Source organism: Cecembia lonarensis LW9 (assembly GCF_000298295.1).
Lineage (GTDB): Bacteria > Bacteroidota > Bacteroidia > Cytophagales > Cyclobacteriaceae > Cecembia > Cecembia lonarensis.
In genome coordinates this window covers 21,585-39,003 of the sequence record NZ_AMGM01000025.1, presented here as the reverse complement: position 1 = coordinate 39,003, position 17,419 = coordinate 21,585, and the positions used below count along the sequence as shown (strand labels likewise).

The window sequence follows — 17,419 nt, the reverse complement described above, 5'->3', positions numbered from 1 at the left end:
GATTAATTTTTTAAAGAATATTTTTACAAGGGATTTATAAGTAAAACTAAAACCATTGGTGGGTTAACCCCCCCCTTATTTTTTTTGCAATAACGCATTAGTTTTAGTATATTAATTTTTTCGGTTTTCAAAATAGATATTCCCTATGAAAAAAATTAATATACTAAGTTTCTTCTTTCTTATCTGTTTCTCAATAAATGCCCAAACCGAAAAAGGCCGGTTTTTGGTTGGTGCAGGTACCAGTTTTGGGATATCTGAGTCTGCGGGGATGATGAATCTTTCTTTTTCCAGGCAAAAAACCTTTATCAATGATGATCTTTCTGGTCAAACAAACAGCAATAATATTTTTATAGCACCAAAAGCAGGATACTTTATCGTTGATAATTTGGTTGCCGGACTGGATATGGCATTGGGTTTGGGGAAAGGAACAACGTCTTTGGATGGAGCCTCTCAAAATTCAGATTTAAATACCTCACTTTTCGGAATAGGTCCATTTGTAAGATACTATTTTTCAAGCGGAAAGGTTTTGCCATTTGCAGAGGTTAATACTCTTTTTGGAAGCAGGAACATTGAATTCACAGGAGCATTTGCTTCAGAAAATCAACAAACGTTTACCAATATTGGTGGGGGGGTAGGTCTTGCTTTTTTATTGGGAAATCGAAGCAGCATTGATTTGGTTTTAAATTATAACTCCAACCGAATTAACTTTGAATCAGAGAACTATACGGACAGGGAAAACACCTTAGGGATCAAAATAGGTTTTACCATGTTTCTTGGGAAGGTACCTGAAATATAAAATTGGCCAAATAGGGTTGAGCTAAATTTCTCCTCCTCTATTCCTGGCTATTTTCAATTATTCGATCCAAAAAATCTCAATCCATTACCAAAAATTTTGCTTTATGAAAATATTAAAAATTTTAAGCTTTTTCCTATTGATCAGTTTTTCTGTTCATTCCCAAACTGAAAAAGGGAGAATGCTTCTCGGTGCAGGTACCCATTTTGGATTTTCAAATGGTATAGGAATGATGGACATGTACTTCACCAATACAACGAGAGAATTTGCTGATGGTACTTCTGAGGAAAGAAGTTCGTATAATATCTTTTTTGCACCGAAGGTGGGGTATTTTCTAACAGATAATTTGGCAGCAGGAATCGATTTGGCTTTTGGATGGGGAAAGACAGAAATACCCCTAACAGATTTTTCAGTTAAAGCCAACAACGCTTTGTTTGGAGCAGGGCCTTTTGTTAGGTATTATGTGCCAAAAGGAAAAATTCTTCCTTTTGCTGAGGTAAATTCTATTTTTGGCAACCAAAGAACAAGGACTGATATGATTGGAGATACTGAAGGCAATACAGGTATCACCAATATTGGCGGAGGCTTTGGGCTTGCGCTGTTGTTGGGAGAGCGAAGCAGCTTTGATCTGCTATTGAATTACAGTTCCAATAGCGCGAATTTTGAATCTGATGGATTCTACACTAGACAGAATACTTTTGGAATAAAATTTGGTTACACCATTTTCCTTGGAAAATAAAAGGTTTTTAAAATTTCCCCTGATCCACATCTTTTACAAAGCGGATCAAACCTTCGAAAAAGACCTTCTGGTCATCATATTGACTCAAATGGCTACCATCCGGGCAGAAAAGGTAGCGTCCATTTTGTACCTCCGAAGCCATCCACTCCATATGCGCAGGATTCATGGTATCATGGCCAGCTCCTACCACAAGCGTAGGGACTTTTATATTTTTAAGATCAGCCCTTCTATCCCAGCCTTTTAAAGTTGCCCCTGCTGTGATTCCAAATTCTGAGTGCCCTTGCATGTACACATAGACATTAGGGTTGACATGCTTTAGGGAACGCATGACTGCTTCAGGCCATTCTTCCAAAGGCATCCTTAAGACATGGTGCTGGTAATGGTGCTCGAGCAGTAATTCCTCATACCTGGGGTTGTCAAAGTCTTCATTTTCTTCGATTTGCATGATTTCTGCAAAAACTTCTGCGGGCATTTGTGGACCCAATACTTCCTTGGCGTACTTTTCATATTCATCCAGACTGGCCATCATATTGGAAATCACAAGGCCTTTCAGGTTATCCTGATGTTTAAAGGCATATTCCATGGCCAACATTCCTCCCCAGGATTGTCCGTAGAGGAAAAAATTATCCTTATTGAGCCCCAATGCTTTTCTCACCTGTTCTACTTCATCTACAAAGCGGTCAATGGTCCAAAGAGACTGATCTTCTGGTTGGTCTGAATAATAAGAACCCAGCTGATCATAGTAAATGTATTCGATTCCTTCTGATGGAAAATAGCCATCAAAGCAGGAATAAAGTTCATGGGTCATCCCTGGTCCGCCGTGGAGGAGTAAAACTTTCATGGTAGGATTATTGCCAACCCTTTTGGTCCATACCCTGAATTCTCCTTTGGGGGTTTGGATTGGAACCATGCGGATACCACCTTCAAATTGGTCGTCCCTGTTGGAAAAATCAAGATAAGTTACTGTGACTGAACTTGAGCTGTCTTGTTCTTGAATCTGAGGTCCGCAGGAAATAAAGAAAATCAATAGTAGCGCAGGGAGAAAGCTGTATTTTTTCATTTGTTATTGGTTCTGGACAAGTTTTTCAAGTTATAGAAAGAAAGTAAGGAATACAATAGTTTAGTACATGGAATATTTGGCGAATTAAAAATTTTACATAGATAATTATGTGTTTTTTTTCCGATATTGAAATTCTTAATTCCCAAAAACTTCCAAAATATAAATGAAAAATCTCCTGCTATTATTCTTGCTTATCTTGTTGTTTGTAATCCCAGGTTATAGTCAAGTTGAAAGGAGCGCCAATTTACAGGTCAATGCAGATAGAATTGAAAAGCGAATCTTTGAGTTGGCTGAATTTGGGAAAAATGAAAGAGGTGAAGGGTACCGTGTGGCTTACAGTGATGGGGACCTGGCAGGAAGAGCATATTTCATAAATTTGATGCAACAGGCGGGATTGGAGGTGAGGATAGATGCAGCAGGAAACATTATTGGAAGAAGGGAGGGATCGGATCCAAATTTAAAGCCCATAGCTTTTGGCTCTCATATTGATATGGTGCCCAATGGAGGCAATTATGACGGGGCCTATGGGGCCATTACTGCCTTAGAAATTATAGAGGTATTGAATGAAAACAAGCACCTTACAAGACACCCTTTAGAAGTTTTGGTTTTTCAAAATGAAGAGGGAGGTCTGGTGGGCAGTAGGGCCATGACCGGAAACTTAAAAAAAGAGGCCTTGGACCAGTTAAGCGTCAGTGGTTTGAGTATCAGAGAGGGTATTGTCAAAATAGGCGGTGATCCAGAGCGGTTGGAAGAAGCTGTAAGAAGCCCCGGTGATTTAACCGCTTTCTTGGAAATTCATATTGAGCAAAGCAAAGTCTTAGAAGGAAGAGGGATTGATGTAGCTATCGTGGAAGGGATTGTAGGCATTGAAGATTGGGACATCACTGTTGAAGGTATAGCCAATCATGCTGGAAGTACCCCTATGAATGATAGACAGGATGCCTTAATTGCTGCTTCTAAATTGGTTTTGGCCGTCAATGAGGTAGTGAACAGTTTTCAAGGTTTTCAGGTAGGATCCGTAGGAAAAATGAAAGTTGAGCCAGGTGCGCCTAATGTAATTCCCGGTAGGGTGGAGATGAGCCTTCAGATGAGGGATCTTTCCACTGAAAAGATCATGCTGATGTTTTCAGCGATAGAAGAGAGGGCCAGGCAAATTGAAATAGAAACAGGTACAAGCATCACCTTCATACATTCCAACCTATCCAATGCGCCAAAAATGGCCAGTAAAGAAATTCAGGATAAGATGATAGAAGCGGCAGCTACTTTAGGAATTTCCCATATGAAAATGCAAAGTGGAGCAGGGCACGATGTACAGGAGATGGCTGCTTTAGGTCCTATTGGATTGGTTTTTATTCCCAGTAAAGATGGTATCAGCCATAACCCTCTTGAGTTTTCCTCCAAAGCGGATATGGAAAAAGGAGCAAATCTGATGTTAAGGACCGTGTTGCTTTTGGATAAACAAAAACCACCATTCATTCAAAAATAATGAGCGAGTTTAATGCAGGCGATCAAAGCAGGAGGAATTTTCTTCGTGTTTTATCTACCACGGGGGCATTTTCTTTGATGCCTATCTCATTTTCAGGGGTTCAAGCCCGAGAAAGTGTGGAAGCAGTAAAACACTCTGATTTTCCCCTGAAGCTTACTGAGCTCCCTAAGCGAAAAGAGCTTGACCTTTCTCCTGCCTCTTGGATTTGGTTTCCTGCGGAGCGGATACTGCCCAATTCTTTTTTTCATTTCAGAAAGGTGTTTCGGCTAGAAAGGCCCATCCAATCAGCAAAAGGGTGGATTCAGGCAGAAAGTAGGTATGTATTGTTTTTGAATGGGAAAAGGGTTCAATTTGGACCAGCCCCTTCCGATCCAAGATATGCAGAAGCTGATCCGATCGATTTTTCCAAGAATTTAAAGCTTGGAGAAAATGTCCTAGGAGCAACTGTGGTTTACTTTGGTTTTGGAGATGGGGCATGGCCTGCGGGAAAGGCTGGTTTTATTTTCAAACTGGAATTGGTTTATCAGGATGGTGAAAAAGCACTGGTGATCAGTGATGAAAACTGGTCTGTTCAGCAAGCTAAAAGTTGGCCTGCTGGAAAATATAAACGCTGGTACCTTCGTGCCCTGCAGGAAGAATTTGACAACCGATTATACCCTGAAGGTTGGAATGATATAGGTTTTTCCGAGGACCATTCATGGAAGAAAGCTAAGGTTTTTTCGAATGAGGCCAACAAAACAGCTTTGAGCTCTTCCATTTCTGATTATTTGTATGACAGTGGAGGCAACCAAAATACTCAGCTTAGAGAGCGATCTGTTCCCATGATATTGGAAAAGCCCATTAACCAATTTCAATTAAAGGAAGCGCATACCTTACAATGGAATACCTCTATTGAAGAATATTTTGATTTTAAAACAGAGGATGCTTTTGAAGCTGATCGAATCCTAGAAGGATTTTCAGAGGAGGTTGGAAAATGGGATTTTGAAGCTCCACAAAGTCAAAGTCAGGGACTGGTCCTGTCTTTTGAAATGCAAGAGCATGCCATAGGATGGCCGTACTTTACCATCAATTGTAGTGAAGGCACCATAGTTGAAATGATGGTGCAGCAGGGACATGAGTTATTGAAAAGGGGAGGACCCGCGCTGATCAATAATAACTTCAATTCTTGGACCAGGTTTATATGTAAAGAAGGGGAAAATCAATTCATGACATTTGATTATGAGAGTGTCAAGTGGATACAATTGCATATTCATCATGCAGTAGGATCGATCAAAATCAGTAACCTCGGAATTTTAAGAAGGATATATGATTTTTCTTCGCAACCGATAGTAGAAACATCTCATAAGGGCTTTAATCAACTTTTGGAAGCTTGTATCAACACCGTTTGGAATAACAGCCATGACACCATTGTGGATTGTGTGGGTAGGGAGCGACAGCAGTATAGTGGGGATATAGGACACATAATCCATGCCTTGCATTTTGGTTTTGGAGAAGCGCAGCTTCCTTATCGATTTGTGGATACTTACAGTCAGGGAATTACTTTAGACGGCTTTTTTATGGATAGCTGGCCTGCCTATGACCGGTTAAATAGACTCGCCCAAAGGCAGTTGGATCTTACTCCTTGGGGGGTGCTTTTGGATCACAGCGTAGGCTTTTGTTATGATTGCTGGCATCATTATCTCTACACAGGCAAGAAAGATGACTTAGAGGAGGCTTTCCCAAGACTGTTACGGTTTTATGATCTGATCAAAAACTCCATAGGTGCAGAAGGTCTGCTTCCGGTAGAAAATTTAGGGGTAAATGCTATCTGGATGGACACGGATTCTTATAAAGCCGACAGGGACAAACAATGTGCTTATAACCTGTATGTGGCTGCTATGCTGAAACAGGCCTTAGCCCCTTTGGCAGGGGAATTTGGGTTTGATGCATTGCAAAAAGAAATGCTTGAAATCTCCATGCAGTTGGTTAAGAGCGTGGATGCCAAATTTTACCTGGCCAGTGAAGATTTACTGATTATCAATTTGCCTTGGATTGAACAGGATGGAGAGAAGAGAACCTGTGAACGTTCCTTAGCCCATTGGGTGTTGGGTGGTTTTGTGCGAGAAGCTTCTAAAAAAACAGTTTTAAAGGAATTGACCTCCCTACCAAAGCGGCTAGGGAGATGCTATCCTGCCAATACCATTTGGACATATTGGACTTTGTCAGCTTTGGGAAATACGGAATTTATATTGAAAGACTTTGATCAGCGCTGGTTAAATATGCTTTCTGTCAGGGAGAACAATACCATTCAAGAGCATTGGCGTGCGGAGAAAGATACCCAGAACCAATTGAGCCATGCCGGTATTGCCCCTTTTTATGCAGCATATATGTGTTTTGCCGGTATCGAAGTCATCAGGCCTGGTGGAAGTCTGATCCGTATGAGGCCTCAACCTGCTACCTTGGAAAGATTAAAATTGGCTTACCGTACTGCCTTTGGGCCTTTGGAATTTGACTGCCAAGGGACAAAAGGGAATCGAAGGTTAATACTTTCCATTCCTTCGGGCGTCACGCTTCATTTGGAGATTCCCTCAGCCGAACAGGTTCCTTCAGGAGCCGAAAAAATTGATACTGGTCAAAAAGATATTGCCACTGTCCGCCTTGCTGGAGGTAAAGTATGGCGTATTGATTTGTTGTTTGTTTGACAAGGGTAATGTATCTTTAATTGGATTGAAATAATCACTAAAATAATCTTGAATCATAATGAAAACCTTCCTTTTCTTGCCTTTTCTCTTTTTTACATTAGTTCTAGTGGCACAAACGACCTTAGAATTTGAAGAACCTGTCAAACAGCGCGTTTTTGTGTTAACAGATATCATGAATGAACCGGATGATCAACAGTCATTGGTGAGGTTTTTGGTTTATGCCAATGAATATGACGTGGAAGGATTGGTGGCCACTACCTCTACCCATTTGATGAATGCTACAAATCAGGCTAGAATCCGTGAGTTGGTCAATGCATTTGCTTTGGTGGTCGGTAATTTGGAAAAACATGCCGATGGATTTCCCAGTGCAGCTTATTTATTAAGTGTGACCACAGAACATGTCCCCTTTTTTAGCATGGAAGGAGTAGGGGAGGGAAAGGACTCACCGGGCTCAGAGTTGTTGATCCAAGCCGTTGACAAAGATGACAATCGTCCACTGTGGGTTTCTGCTTGGGGTGGTGCCAATTGTTTGGCACAGGCCTTATGGAAGGTGAAGCAGACCAGATCTGAAGAGGAAGTTAAAAAATTCGTCAAAAAATTGCGGGTGTATACTATTTCAGATCAGGATTTTTCAGGTCAATGGATCAGACAAAATTTCCCTGGCATTTTCTATATCGTAGATGCCAGTGCAGGAGATAATTGGAGGGAATATTACAAAGCGACTTGGACTGGTATTGGAGGAGATGTGTTTTATAAGAATGGACCGGGATGGCAACATGAATTGGTTGAAAATCCATGGTTAATGAAAAATATTGCCAAAGATCATGGTCCGCTTGGCGCTTTGTACCCTCCGTTGGAATACATTATGGAGGGAGATACTCCTTCTTTTTTTGGACTGATTCAAAATGGCCTGGCTTGGTATAAAAGCCCTGCTTGGGGAGGTTGGGCAGGTCGCTATGAGTGGTATAAGTCTGTTGGCGAAGTGGATAAGATATGGACTTCATCGGTATATACCCAAGATGAAGTGGTTTTACCTGATGGAAGTATTGATGCTTCAAATCAGGCCACGATTTGGAGGTGGAGAAAGGCCTTTCAGCATGATTTTGCTGCCAGGATGGACTGGAATATAGCAGAAAGTTATAAAGATGCCAATCACAACCCCGTAATAGTACTCAACGGAAACGAAGGAAAGGCTTTTGGAAAAGGGAAAGTAAAAGCAGGAGATTATGTAAGGTTATCATCCAAAGGAACCTATGACCCCGATGGAGATCAATTAAGATACAAATGGTGGGTGTACAAGGAGGCTGGGAATTTCAACGGACAATTGGAGTTTCATAATCCTTTCGGTGAGGAATTGGTATTTCAAATGCCCCAATTAGGCTCAGGGCAAGAACTTCATGTCATTTTGGAAGTGGAGGACAGTGGAACGCCAAGTTTAACCAGTTATAGAAGGGTTATTTTGAGCCATCCATAGGGTATTACATGACAAAGCGGATTTTTTTAAGATTTGAGCTGAGGCGAATTTCAGCTTGCCATCAAATGAATCATAGGTGAGTCAAGTTTTGAATGCATCAAATAAAGTAATAGATTTCAGTATGAAAAGTATGCTTTCTTTTGTTCTTATGGCTTTTTTACCTGCCTTAATTTCAGCCCAGACCGTTTATCCCCTTTATGGGGTTCAATCCATTCCTAATTCCATTGATGGACCGGATGAAGAAAAAACAGAAATGGGGGATGAAGGTATCTTGCGGATCAGCAAAGTCAGTAGACCGACACTGACAGCATATTTCTCGGAAAAAGGAAAGGCTACAGGACAGGGTGTTATTATATGCCCAGGGGGAGGCTATGGGATTTTAGCTGCTGGCCATGAAGGAGCAGATGTTGCCCAGGAATTTGCCAAAAGGGGAGTGGCTGCTTTTGTACTGAAATACCGCTTGCCCAATGATGAAACGATGATTAACAAAACCATTGGACCTTTACAGGATGCTCAAAAGGCCATTCAAATGGTGAGAGAAAGTGCAAAGGAATGGAATATCAATCCCGAACAGGTGGGAATTTTGGGTTTCTCGGCCGGAGGCCATTTGGCTTCCACAGCAGGGACCCATTTTCACCAAGTCCAAATTGAAAATCCCAAAGAATCCAGTTTGAGGCCTGATTTTATGGTTTTGGTCTATCCGGTCATCAGTTTTGATCCAGCCATAGGACACAGTGGGTCAGCCAAGAACCTGTTAGGTGAGAATCCGCCCCAAGAAATGTTGGATAAGTTTTCCAATGAAAAACAGGTTAGCACAGATACACCGCCTACTTATTTGGTCCATGCCAAGGACGATAGGGTCAGTATCCAAAATTCATATGTTTTCGAAATGGCTTTGAAAGGAAAAGGAATTGAAGTGGGTACCACTTATTTTGAGACTGGAGGGCATGGTTTTGGTATGGTCAATCCTGATTCAAACATTTTTTGGATGGATGAGGTGGAAAATTGGATTAAAAAGCTTTTTGCACCTCTTCTGTAAAATTGATTTTCGGAAATTGGATGCCTATTTATTTTTAACCAATTTAGCCGGAATCAGTATAATAGGTAATGAATAAATTTATTATTGGCTTTATTTTCGGAGCGTTTCTTTTTATAGCAGCCTGGTTTGTATTGACTAAAAAAGAAAGCAAGGAAGAGCTGAGAGAAAGTTCAGCATTGATTCAACAACAAATTGAGCAGGTTGGGAAGCTCATTGTCACAGAAGGTTACTTTTCACAGGTTTTCACTTTTAAAAATTCTCAAAATCTTTTCTTAAACATGTTGCGCTCTGATAAAAAAGCTTTGGTGGTCGCCAATGCTAAGGTGACAGTGGAGTACGATTTAAGGCAGTTGGAGACCGAATTGGACATAGAAAATAAAACGGTTATATTGAAAAGGATTCCTGAACCAGTAGTCAATATTTATCCCGATATAGAGTACTATGACGTGACTCAGGACTATTTCAATAAGTTTGGTGCAGCCGATTACAATAAGATCAAGAATACAGTCAATGCCCGTATCAGGGAAAAGGTCAATCAGTCAAACCTTATGGACAACAGTAGGGAAAGATTGATGGCTGAGTTGGCCAATATCCTAGTACTCACCAAATCTTTGGGATGGACTTTAAAATATGAGGAAGTAATTATCGAAAGTGAAGAGCAAATGAAATACTTAGAAAGATAAGGTTGAAAAAAGACCTTAATGCGAAAACTTTTACTGTGTTTGGGTTTACTTTTATTCCAGCTCTTATAGTTGGGTTTGTTTTTAAAATTATTCAGGGCGCTCAAAAAGTAAGGTAAAATGAAAGGATTGTGGATATCGTTTAATTTGTTTCTCACCACTTTACTCTTTTTTGCCTGCCAAGAAAGCAAACAGCTTGGTGAAAGCACAATTACAAAACCCAATATTATCTTTATTCTGGCAGATGATCTCGGCTACGGGGATTTGGGTTTTTTAGGACAAAAAATCATCGAAACCCCGAATTTGGACAGGTTGGCTGCCGAAGGCATATTTTTTTCCAATCATTATGCAGGTGCGACAGTCTGTGCCCCCTCAAGATCTACGCTTATGACAGGCTTGCATACCGGTCATACACCGGTTAGAGGAAACTTTGAGATCCAGCCTGAAGGACAATACCCCTTACCAGATACTATACTCACCATACCAAGGCTCTTCAAAGAGGCAGGCTATGCTACGGGTGCATTTGGGAAGTGGGGATTGGGTTTTGTGGGTACAGAAGGGGACCCAAATCACCAAGGTTTCGATCAGTTTTTTGGATATAACTGTCAAAGGATTGCCCATCGTTATTATCCCGAATACCTTTGGGACAACGCTGAAAAAGTATTTCTTGAAGGCAATGACTGGACACAAAAAATAACCTATGCAGCGGATATCATTCACAAGGAATCGCTAAAATTCATAAGAGATAATGCCAATAATCCTTTTTTTATGTTTGTTACCTCGGTCATGCCCCATGCGGAATTGGCCGTTCCTGATGGAGAATTGTTGGCATATTATAGAGAAAAGATTGGACCGGAAGAACCTCATATAGCTCCAAGGGGATCAGATTATGGAGATGAGCCAATCAATATTCCTGGTTACCAATCTAATCCTTACCCCAAAGCCAGCTATGCTGCCATGGTGGCTTTACTGGACAGGCAGGTTGGTGAAATCATGGACAAATTGGATGAGTTAGGTCTTACCGAGCAAACGATCATCATTTTTACTTCAGATAATGGACCTCACCAAGAGGGGGGGAATGACCCTGATTTCTTCAACAGCAATGGTATTTTTAGAGGCTACAAGCGTGATTTATATGAAGGTGGAATTAGGGTGCCAATGATCCTCAAATGGCCAGGGGTTATCCAAGGAGGTGCCCAGTCAGGACATGTATCTGCTTTTTGGGACTTTCTGCCAACATTCGCTGACCTTTTAGGGGAGAAGAATTTGGATAAGTTGGATGGAGTTTCTTTTTTGCCTTCATTGAAAGGAAGAAAGGAGCAAAAGCAACACGATTACCTTTACTGGGAGTTCCATGAATTGGGAGGTAGGCAGGCCATTCGAAAGGGGGATTGGAAAGCTGTCAGGTATAACGTGAAAAACAACCCAGATGCACCGATCGAATTGTTTGATCTGAAAAAAGACCCAACGGAATCCCTGGATCTGTCTGATCAATACCCCGAAGTAATCAGGGAGATGCAAGCACTTTTTGTAAATGCCCGAACTTCCAATCCTGTTTTCAAACTTTTTACTGAAGAATAATATCTTCAAGAAAATGGGTTGCTCTGCCATTTGTCAAATATTTCAGGAAGAAAAGCTTATTTGGGAATTTTAGGGATTTCCCATGGGGAGCGATAAGTAGGCAAAATGAAGTCATTGGCTCTTTGGTTGTTTTTAAAAACCTGCTTCTGATCATCCCATTCTAAAACACTTTCCCCTATCCTTCCAGAGATATTGGGGATATGGGCGTAAAGCGCAGCAATTCTGCCAATTTCAGGTGGGCAGATGGGTGACTTTCTTGATTTGACACAATCCACAAAATTCTCAACATGTAGGTTATGGGACTCTCTTCCTTCGGTAAAGGATAATGGATCAATTTTGGGTCCTTTTTTGTCACTGTCCCATTCCGGAAAAATCTCAAAACTTCTGCGGTCAGCCACTATGGTAGCCCGCTCACCAATAAAGGCTATGCCATAAGGTTTTCCATAAGGGCCCTGTTGAATACCTCCCAACATGTCCCATTGGATCGTAAATTCATCATGGGGATACAATACAGCCATGCTGTCGAAAGTTTCCCTATTCCGTATATCACTTGAAGTATTGGAAGCTTGTGTAATTACCTTTCCTGGAGCCTTGGGGTTGTTCATTGCCCAAACTCCCATGTCTAATAAATGAACGCCCCAATCGGACATCAATCCACCCCCATAGTCCCAAAAATGCCTCCAACTTCCATGAAATCTGTTCCGGTTAAATGGCCTTTTCGGAGCAGGCCCTAACCAAAAATCATAGTCAACACCTTGGGGGATTTCATCATCTTCGGCAGGCATTGCCCCTGTTCCATAATTGAAATTGGACCAAATATTTACCTTTCTGATTTTCCCGATATGGCCTTCTTTGATTAGCCGGATAGGCTCCATAAAAGTATATCCACTCCTTTGCTGCTGTCCTACTTGCACTACCCTTTTGTAATAGTTGGCAGCATCCACCATGATTTGGCATTCACCGATGCTGTTTGCAAGTGGCTTTTCCACATATACATCTTTACCTGCCTGACAGGCATAGACCATTTGCAGGCAATGCCAGTGGTCAGGTGTGCCAATGATCACCGCGTCAATATCTTTGTTTTCCAATAATTTTCGGAAGTCAGCATATTGCTTGGGTTGATGGCCATGTGAATTTTTGATTTCTTGGGACCTCCTTTCCAAAACATTTTGATCCACATCCGCAATAGCAACACAGTTTACACCTGGAACCTGTAAGTGATGTCTCAAAATGCCAAATCCATGGCCATTGCAGCCAATCAAAGCCACATTCACTTGATCGCTTGGGGGATTTTTTTTGCTCCAGGCCATACTTGACTCTATAGATAATGCCCCGATTCCCAAGGTGGAAAGAGCGGTTTGGCGAATGAATTTTCTTCTTGAAGGCTTCATGGTTGAGAAATTGGTTTTTTGGGTTTGATTGGGTTTAAAGATTAAATTTAACTAGATTCAGCAAGATTACCTGATGTAACTTTTACAAAATTTTATGACTGAAAACCTATCCAATAGCAGAAGAGAATTTATCAAGAGGGCTTCCCTGACCACTTTAGGTTTAAGTGTTCTAGGGGGGCAAAACCTGACCTTGGCATCAAAGCAGACAGGCAAAAAAGTAGGTATTATCGGATTAGATACTTCTCACAGCATCGCATTCACCAAAGTTTTAAATGAACATCAGTATACAGGGGAGTATTTAGGTTACCATGTAGTGGCTGCCTATCCTCATGGAAGCAGAGATATCCCATCCAGTATGGACCGGATTCCCGGATACACGGAAGAAATTCAAAAAATGGGAGTTAGGATTATGGGATCAATTGCTGAATTACTCGAACAGGTAGATGTGGTTTTGCTGGAAACCAATGATGGGAAATTACACCTGGAACAGGCTTTGGAGGTGTTTAAGGCAGGTAAAAGAATGTTTATTGACAAACCGATTACCGCATCCTATGCGGATGCGGTTAAGATTTTTCAGGCTTCTGAAAAATATGGTATTCCTGTTTTTTCATCCTCTTCTTTACGGTATGTCAAAGGAATTGAGGCAATAGATAAAAGCAAAGTGCTCGGAGCAGATACTTTTAGTCCAGCCACAATTGAACCTTCCCACCCTGATTTGTTCTGGTATGGAATACATGGAGTGGAGACCTTGTATACCGTCATGGGAACCGGTTGTGAGTCCTTAGTCAGAATTAGCACTGAAAATACCGATGTGGTAGTCGGTACCTGGAAGGATGGAAGAATTGGAACTTTTCGAGGAACCCGATCAGGCGTCCATGATTATGGAGGAACAGTCTTTACCACAGAAAAGAATGTGGTATTAGGCCCTTATTCTGGATACGAGCCGTTACTGCTTGAAATCGTCAAATATTTCGAAACAGGCCTTATTCCTGTTCAGCCTGAGGAGACACTCGAGATCCTGGCTTTTATGGAAGCGGCAGATGAAAGCAAAAGGCTGAAGGGAGAAAGGGTGTTTTTGGATGAGGTAACAAAAAGGTCAAGGAATTAAGCCTTCCTTGACCAATTTTCTTTCCATGCTTTGAACTCTGACAGAGAAACCTTGAACCGGGCAAAATTACCCTCATTGAGCACAAGCAGGTCACCTTCCACCATTTCCCGGAATCTATCACTGTCTATTTTTGGAAGATGATTGGCTGTAGATTGAATCAAATTAGTGCCCTCATTAGGGCTCAAATTTTCGGAAACAATCTTCATGATCAGATTTTTGATATTATCCCGGTATTTAGTCCGGAAGGGATCAGGTTCACTGATGGTCTGTCTTATGGCCGCATAGCGTAACGCTGATTTTTCGTAAGCCCACATAAACACATCCTTTAACAGATCAACCTGATTCAATTCATATACACCAAGAATCCCTTGCATATAAATCATACTGGGAACTTCCACAAAAGAAACTGGGGAAAGGTTATTTTTGATCAAGGGTATATTGGCCGCCAACCTAGAAGTCCTCTTATTAACGTCATCAAATGGCTGCAAATAGGGTAGATGCACCATCATAAAGAATGCCTGTTCAAAAGGATTGCTGATTTCCATTGCTTTTTTCAGTATTAACTCAAATTGCGCTGCTATCAATTGGGGTATGGATAGTGGCGTGTAAGCTGACTGGTAAATACCGACAGGCATGGATCGTAACCTTCCTAATGATGCCTGTTCTTTCATGAGGTTTTCCGCAAGTAGGGCATGAAGGTTCAACAAGATGTAAGGCTTAAAGTCCAACTCTTCTCCTAAATCCACCAAAAACTCGATGGCATCTTTGTGGTTGATGATCATTTGCGCCTCTTCTAAGGACTTACCCTCAGCAGATTCCCCCAATTCAAGCAGTCTTTGGGTATCCAATAAAGAATAGGTATTCCCTTCCAACCTGCTGGAGTTCCAGGAAAGGTCAATCAACAGTCGGTTAAGGATTTCTCTGGCATGCGTACCCGCAGGCTGATGCTGACTATTGGTATATCCCAGTAAAGTCAGCTTATGGATATCTGCATCTGATAGGTAAGCATCAATATTGGGTCTGTAGGTATCTAAAAACTCCATATTGTAACCGACTTTTTTCCTGTCCGATAGGGGATTTGAAAGGTAAGAAATGATTTTTTCACCTTCTTTGGAAATGGAAAGGCCTTCTCTTTTGGGACGTATCAACTTTTCCTGTTCACTTTCTCTTACCAGATGGTCTGAATAGGAAAGATGGTATCTGGTGGATTTTGACCCTCCGGTTGTGTAAATAATTCCTTCCTCTTTTAGTTTTTTAAGCCTACGCTGCAAGGTCCTCAATTCCAGATTAAGCCCACTTCCACTCATGATGTCCTCAATGGAGGCACCATAAGTGTTTTTTGCTATCAAATTCTGGATAGCGTAAAGCTCATGTTTTGTGGTGGAATTAATCATTGTCGTAAGTTTTCTTATTCACGACAAATTTACGTCATAAATTTTTATAAAAAAATTTTCACGACAAATTTAAGTTTCACGTCAAAAATAAAATCTAAAATCCGAAGAGGAACGATTAACTATGAATGGAAAATTGTACCCCTTGTTTGAAGACTTTGTCAATTTTCAGGGATGATCCATTTTCCAATTTGAATATTAGCCAATCATTTTTTGGCTTCAATCCCGCAAAGGACATTGGGATTTCCGATGCCATTCTCCATGCTTCTGGGAGTTCAAGAAATTCTTTCTCTACCAGATATTCCACTCCTTCTATTAGATTCATGGCGGCACCGGCTAAAAGTCCTTTTCCATGTTTCATAGCCAAACGTCCATTTTCTTCCAAAATAATTTCTTCTCCAATGGGGCTTTGGTATGCGCCAGGTTCCATGCCACAGAATTTGGTGCTGTCGCTGATCAAAAAGGCTTTTTCCCCTTTAACCTTCAGGACAACTTTCAAAAATGATGGATCCAAATGAAAACCATCTGCAATCAGACTGGTATGTAGGGCATCATTGGCCAATTGATCCCAGAGAATATTGGGATGTCTTGGAAGCATGAGTGGCACAGCATTTCCCAAATGGGTAGAAAGAGAGGCACCGGCTTTTGTCGCAACATCAATTTCTGTGGCAGAAGCGTTTGAATGTCCGATGGCGATGAGGATATTTTCCTGCACACATTTTTTGATCAACGCTTCAGCACCTTGCAGTTCTGGGGCCAAAGTGATGAGTTTGATGCGGCCACCGCTGGCTTTTTGGTATTTTTCCACCAATTCCCAATAGGGCTTTTGAATATGTTTGTCAGGATGGGCACCTTTGGCACCCTCAATGGGAGAGATAAAAGGGCCTTCCAAATGGATGCCCAAAATACAGGAATTGATCAATGCATCATCTTTGCAGGACTGGTTGATGATTTTCAGGTTTTGTGAAATGATTTCTGGATCATTCGTGATCAATGTAGGAAAGAATCCAGTTACCCCTTTTTTCAATAAGGCGTTGACCGCTTTACGGACAGCTCCTAAAGTAAGCCCGCTTTCATTGAAATCTACACCTGCAACCCCGTTAACCTGTAGGTCTATCAGTCCTGGTCCGCAATAGGGGATTTGCATTTTTTCATTTTTTAGAATTTTAATGGCAGTGGGTCGGATGCCCAGCTGATCGTCCAAAATGCAAAGTTTTCCAGTGAGTATATCCTTGGCAAAAATGTCTTCTTGAGCTGTCCATGGGTCAACTTGGGGAAGAGCATCCTTGTCAGTAAACAACTTACAATTCCAATGTCCTCTAAGAATAGAGGCTGGACAAGATTCAAATACCGGACCGTAAAGAGTTTGATGCACAGCCTCTTTTTTATTTGGCCCCGGGACCACACAGCAGATGCATTCCGCATTCAATAAGGCAGGAACGGTTAAAGTTATTGCATAGGTCGGTACAGTGCTCAAGTTCTCAAAGCAGCCGTCATTTACCTGTTGCTGTCTGCAGACCTCATCCAATTCCACCTCCTTGACATATTTTGTATCGTTGAAATCGGCCACAGGAGGGTCATTGAAGGCAATATGTCCATTTTCACCGATGCCCATGCATACGATATCTATCCCTTTTTCATTTAAAATTGTGGCATACCTTTCACATTCTTTTTCAATAGAATTATCCCCATCAATTAGATGCACCTGTTTGAAAGGAACATGGTCAAACAATGCGGCTTTCAAAAAATTGGAGAACAAAGCGGGATGGGAAGGTTCAAGTCCTATGTACTCATCCATATGAAACGCCACCACCTTTTCCCAAGGGATAATAGAAGATTTCCTGAGGTAACTTAAAAATTCATTTTGTGAGGGTGCAGCGGCAAATATTATCCGGATTTCATCTTTTAGCCCGACGAGTTCAAGGATTTTCTTCTCAATCCAACCTCCGGCAGCCTCACCCATTTCTCTGCGGTTTTGATAAACTTGTACCTGCAT

13 protein-coding genes are annotated in these 17,419 nt (G+C 41.4%); 9 read left to right on the top strand and 4 right to left on the bottom strand.

The annotated features are described in order from the left end of the window. The first annotated feature begins 145 nt into the window (after positions 1 to 145). Both B879_RS09575 and B879_RS09570 read left to right on the top strand, forming a co-directional pair. Positions 146 to 796, top strand: a complete 651-nt coding sequence (locus B879_RS09575) for an outer membrane beta-barrel protein (RefSeq protein ID WP_009184970.1) — start codon at positions 146 to 148, stop codon at positions 794 to 796. A gap of 103 nt (positions 797 to 899) precedes the next feature. Beyond that, positions 900 to 1,532 carry a hypothetical protein gene (locus B879_RS09570; protein WP_009184969.1) on the top strand — a complete coding sequence of 211 codons (633 nt, stop codon included), beginning with the start codon at positions 900 to 902 and terminating at the stop codon, positions 1,530 to 1,532. Between the two features lie 7 nt (positions 1,533 to 1,539). On the opposite strand, the gene B879_RS09565 is transcribed toward B879_RS09570, so the two are convergent. Next, complete coding sequence (locus B879_RS09565; RefSeq protein ID WP_009184968.1) at positions 1,540 to 2,592, bottom strand: proline iminopeptidase-family hydrolase; 1,053 nt, start codon at positions 2,590 to 2,592, stop codon at positions 1,540 to 1,542. A 163-nt stretch (positions 2,593 to 2,755) separates the two neighbouring features. Here B879_RS09565 and B879_RS09560 point away from each other — a divergent pair, with 163 nt between their 5' ends. From B879_RS09560 to B879_RS09535, 6 genes are all read left to right on the top strand, one after another. Beyond that, positions 2,756 to 4,078: a Zn-dependent hydrolase gene (locus B879_RS09560; RefSeq protein ID WP_009184967.1), complete on the top strand. Its 1,323-nt coding sequence runs from the start codon at positions 2,756 to 2,758 to the stop codon at positions 4,076 to 4,078. Then, complete coding sequence (locus B879_RS09555; RefSeq protein ID WP_009184966.1) at positions 4,078 to 6,759, top strand: alpha-L-rhamnosidase N-terminal domain-containing protein; 2,682 nt, start codon at positions 4,078 to 4,080, stop codon at positions 6,757 to 6,759. The genes B879_RS09560 and B879_RS09555 overlap by 1 nt, the downstream gene beginning before the upstream one ends. Before the next feature lie 58 nt (positions 6,760 to 6,817). Next, on the top strand, positions 6,818 to 8,233 hold the full coding sequence (locus B879_RS09550; RefSeq protein ID WP_009184965.1) for a DUF1593 domain-containing protein: 1,416 nt from the start codon (positions 6,818 to 6,820) through the stop codon (positions 8,231 to 8,233). A gap of 76 nt (positions 8,234 to 8,309) precedes the next feature. Continuing rightward, positions 8,310 to 9,272: an alpha/beta hydrolase gene (locus B879_RS09545; protein ID WP_238542115.1), complete on the top strand. Its 963-nt coding sequence runs from the start codon at positions 8,310 to 8,312 to the stop codon at positions 9,270 to 9,272. A 68-nt stretch (positions 9,273 to 9,340) separates the two neighbouring features. Further along, on the top strand, positions 9,341 to 9,955 hold the full coding sequence (locus B879_RS09540; protein WP_009184963.1) for a DUF4230 domain-containing protein: 615 nt from the start codon (positions 9,341 to 9,343) through the stop codon (positions 9,953 to 9,955). A 117-nt stretch (positions 9,956 to 10,072) separates the two neighbouring features. Continuing rightward, positions 10,073 to 11,533, top strand: coding sequence for an arylsulfatase (locus B879_RS09535; protein WP_009184962.1), 1,461 nt, complete (start codon positions 10,073 to 10,075; stop codon positions 11,531 to 11,533). 56 nt (positions 11,534 to 11,589) lie between these two features. Here B879_RS09535 and B879_RS09530 read toward each other — a convergent pair whose 3' ends face one another. Then, positions 11,590 to 12,924: a Gfo/Idh/MocA family protein gene (locus tag B879_RS09530; protein ID WP_009184961.1), complete on the bottom strand. Its 1,335-nt coding sequence runs from the start codon at positions 12,922 to 12,924 to the stop codon at positions 11,590 to 11,592. Between the two features lie 94 nt (positions 12,925 to 13,018). Here B879_RS09530 and B879_RS09525 point away from each other — a divergent pair, with 94 nt between their 5' ends. Continuing rightward, positions 13,019 to 14,032, top strand: coding sequence for a Gfo/Idh/MocA family protein (locus B879_RS09525; protein WP_009184960.1), 1,014 nt, complete (start codon positions 13,019 to 13,021; stop codon positions 14,030 to 14,032). On the opposite strand, the gene B879_RS09520 is transcribed toward B879_RS09525, so the two are convergent. Together B879_RS09520 and B879_RS21785 are read right to left on the bottom strand one after the other, a co-directional pair. Beyond that, complete coding sequence (locus B879_RS09520; protein ID WP_009184959.1) at positions 14,029 to 15,426, bottom strand: Fic family protein; 1,398 nt, start codon at positions 15,424 to 15,426, stop codon at positions 14,029 to 14,031. The two genes, B879_RS09525 and B879_RS09520, sit on opposite strands and share 4 nt — an antisense overlap. Positions 15,427 to 15,541: 115 nt before the next feature. Then, positions 15,542 to 17,419, bottom strand: a complete 1,878-nt coding sequence (locus B879_RS21785; RefSeq protein ID WP_009184958.1) for a 6-phosphogluconolactonase — start codon at positions 17,417 to 17,419, stop codon at positions 15,542 to 15,544.

What these genes read in the sequence shown, in the direction of transcription:
- B879_RS09540 (WP_009184963.1), top strand. Translation starts at nt 9,341, where the DNA reads ATGAATAAATTTATTATTGGCTTTATTTTCGGAGCGTTTCTTTTTATA.
- B879_RS09530 (WP_009184961.1), bottom strand. Translation starts at nt 12,924, where the DNA reads ATGAAGCCTTCAAGAAGAAAATTCATTCGCCAAACCGCTCTTTCCACC.
- B879_RS09560 (WP_009184967.1), top strand. Translation starts at nt 2,756, where the DNA reads ATGAAAAATCTCCTGCTATTATTCTTGCTTATCTTGTTGTTTGTAATC.
- B879_RS09555 (WP_009184966.1), top strand. Translation starts at nt 4,078, where the DNA reads ATGAGCGAGTTTAATGCAGGCGATCAAAGCAGGAGGAATTTTCTTCGT.
- B879_RS09570 (WP_009184969.1), top strand. Translation starts at nt 900, where the DNA reads ATGAAAATATTAAAAATTTTAAGCTTTTTCCTATTGATCAGTTTTTCT.
- B879_RS09520 (WP_009184959.1), bottom strand. Translation starts at nt 15,426, where the DNA reads ATGATTAATTCCACCACAAAACATGAGCTTTACGCTATCCAGAATTTG.
- B879_RS09525 (WP_009184960.1), top strand. Translation starts at nt 13,019, where the DNA reads ATGACTGAAAACCTATCCAATAGCAGAAGAGAATTTATCAAGAGGGCT.
- B879_RS21785 (WP_009184958.1), bottom strand. Translation starts at nt 17,419, where the DNA reads ATGCAGGTACAAGTTTATCAAAACCGCAGAGAAATGGGTGAGGCTGCC.
- B879_RS09565 (WP_009184968.1), bottom strand. Translation starts at nt 2,592, where the DNA reads ATGAAAAAATACAGCTTTCTCCCTGCGCTACTATTGATTTTCTTTATT.
- B879_RS09550 (WP_009184965.1), top strand. Translation starts at nt 6,818, where the DNA reads ATGAAAACCTTCCTTTTCTTGCCTTTTCTCTTTTTTACATTAGTTCTA.
- B879_RS09535 (WP_009184962.1), top strand. Translation starts at nt 10,073, where the DNA reads ATGAAAGGATTGTGGATATCGTTTAATTTGTTTCTCACCACTTTACTC.
- B879_RS09575 (WP_009184970.1), top strand. Translation starts at nt 146, where the DNA reads ATGAAAAAAATTAATATACTAAGTTTCTTCTTTCTTATCTGTTTCTCA.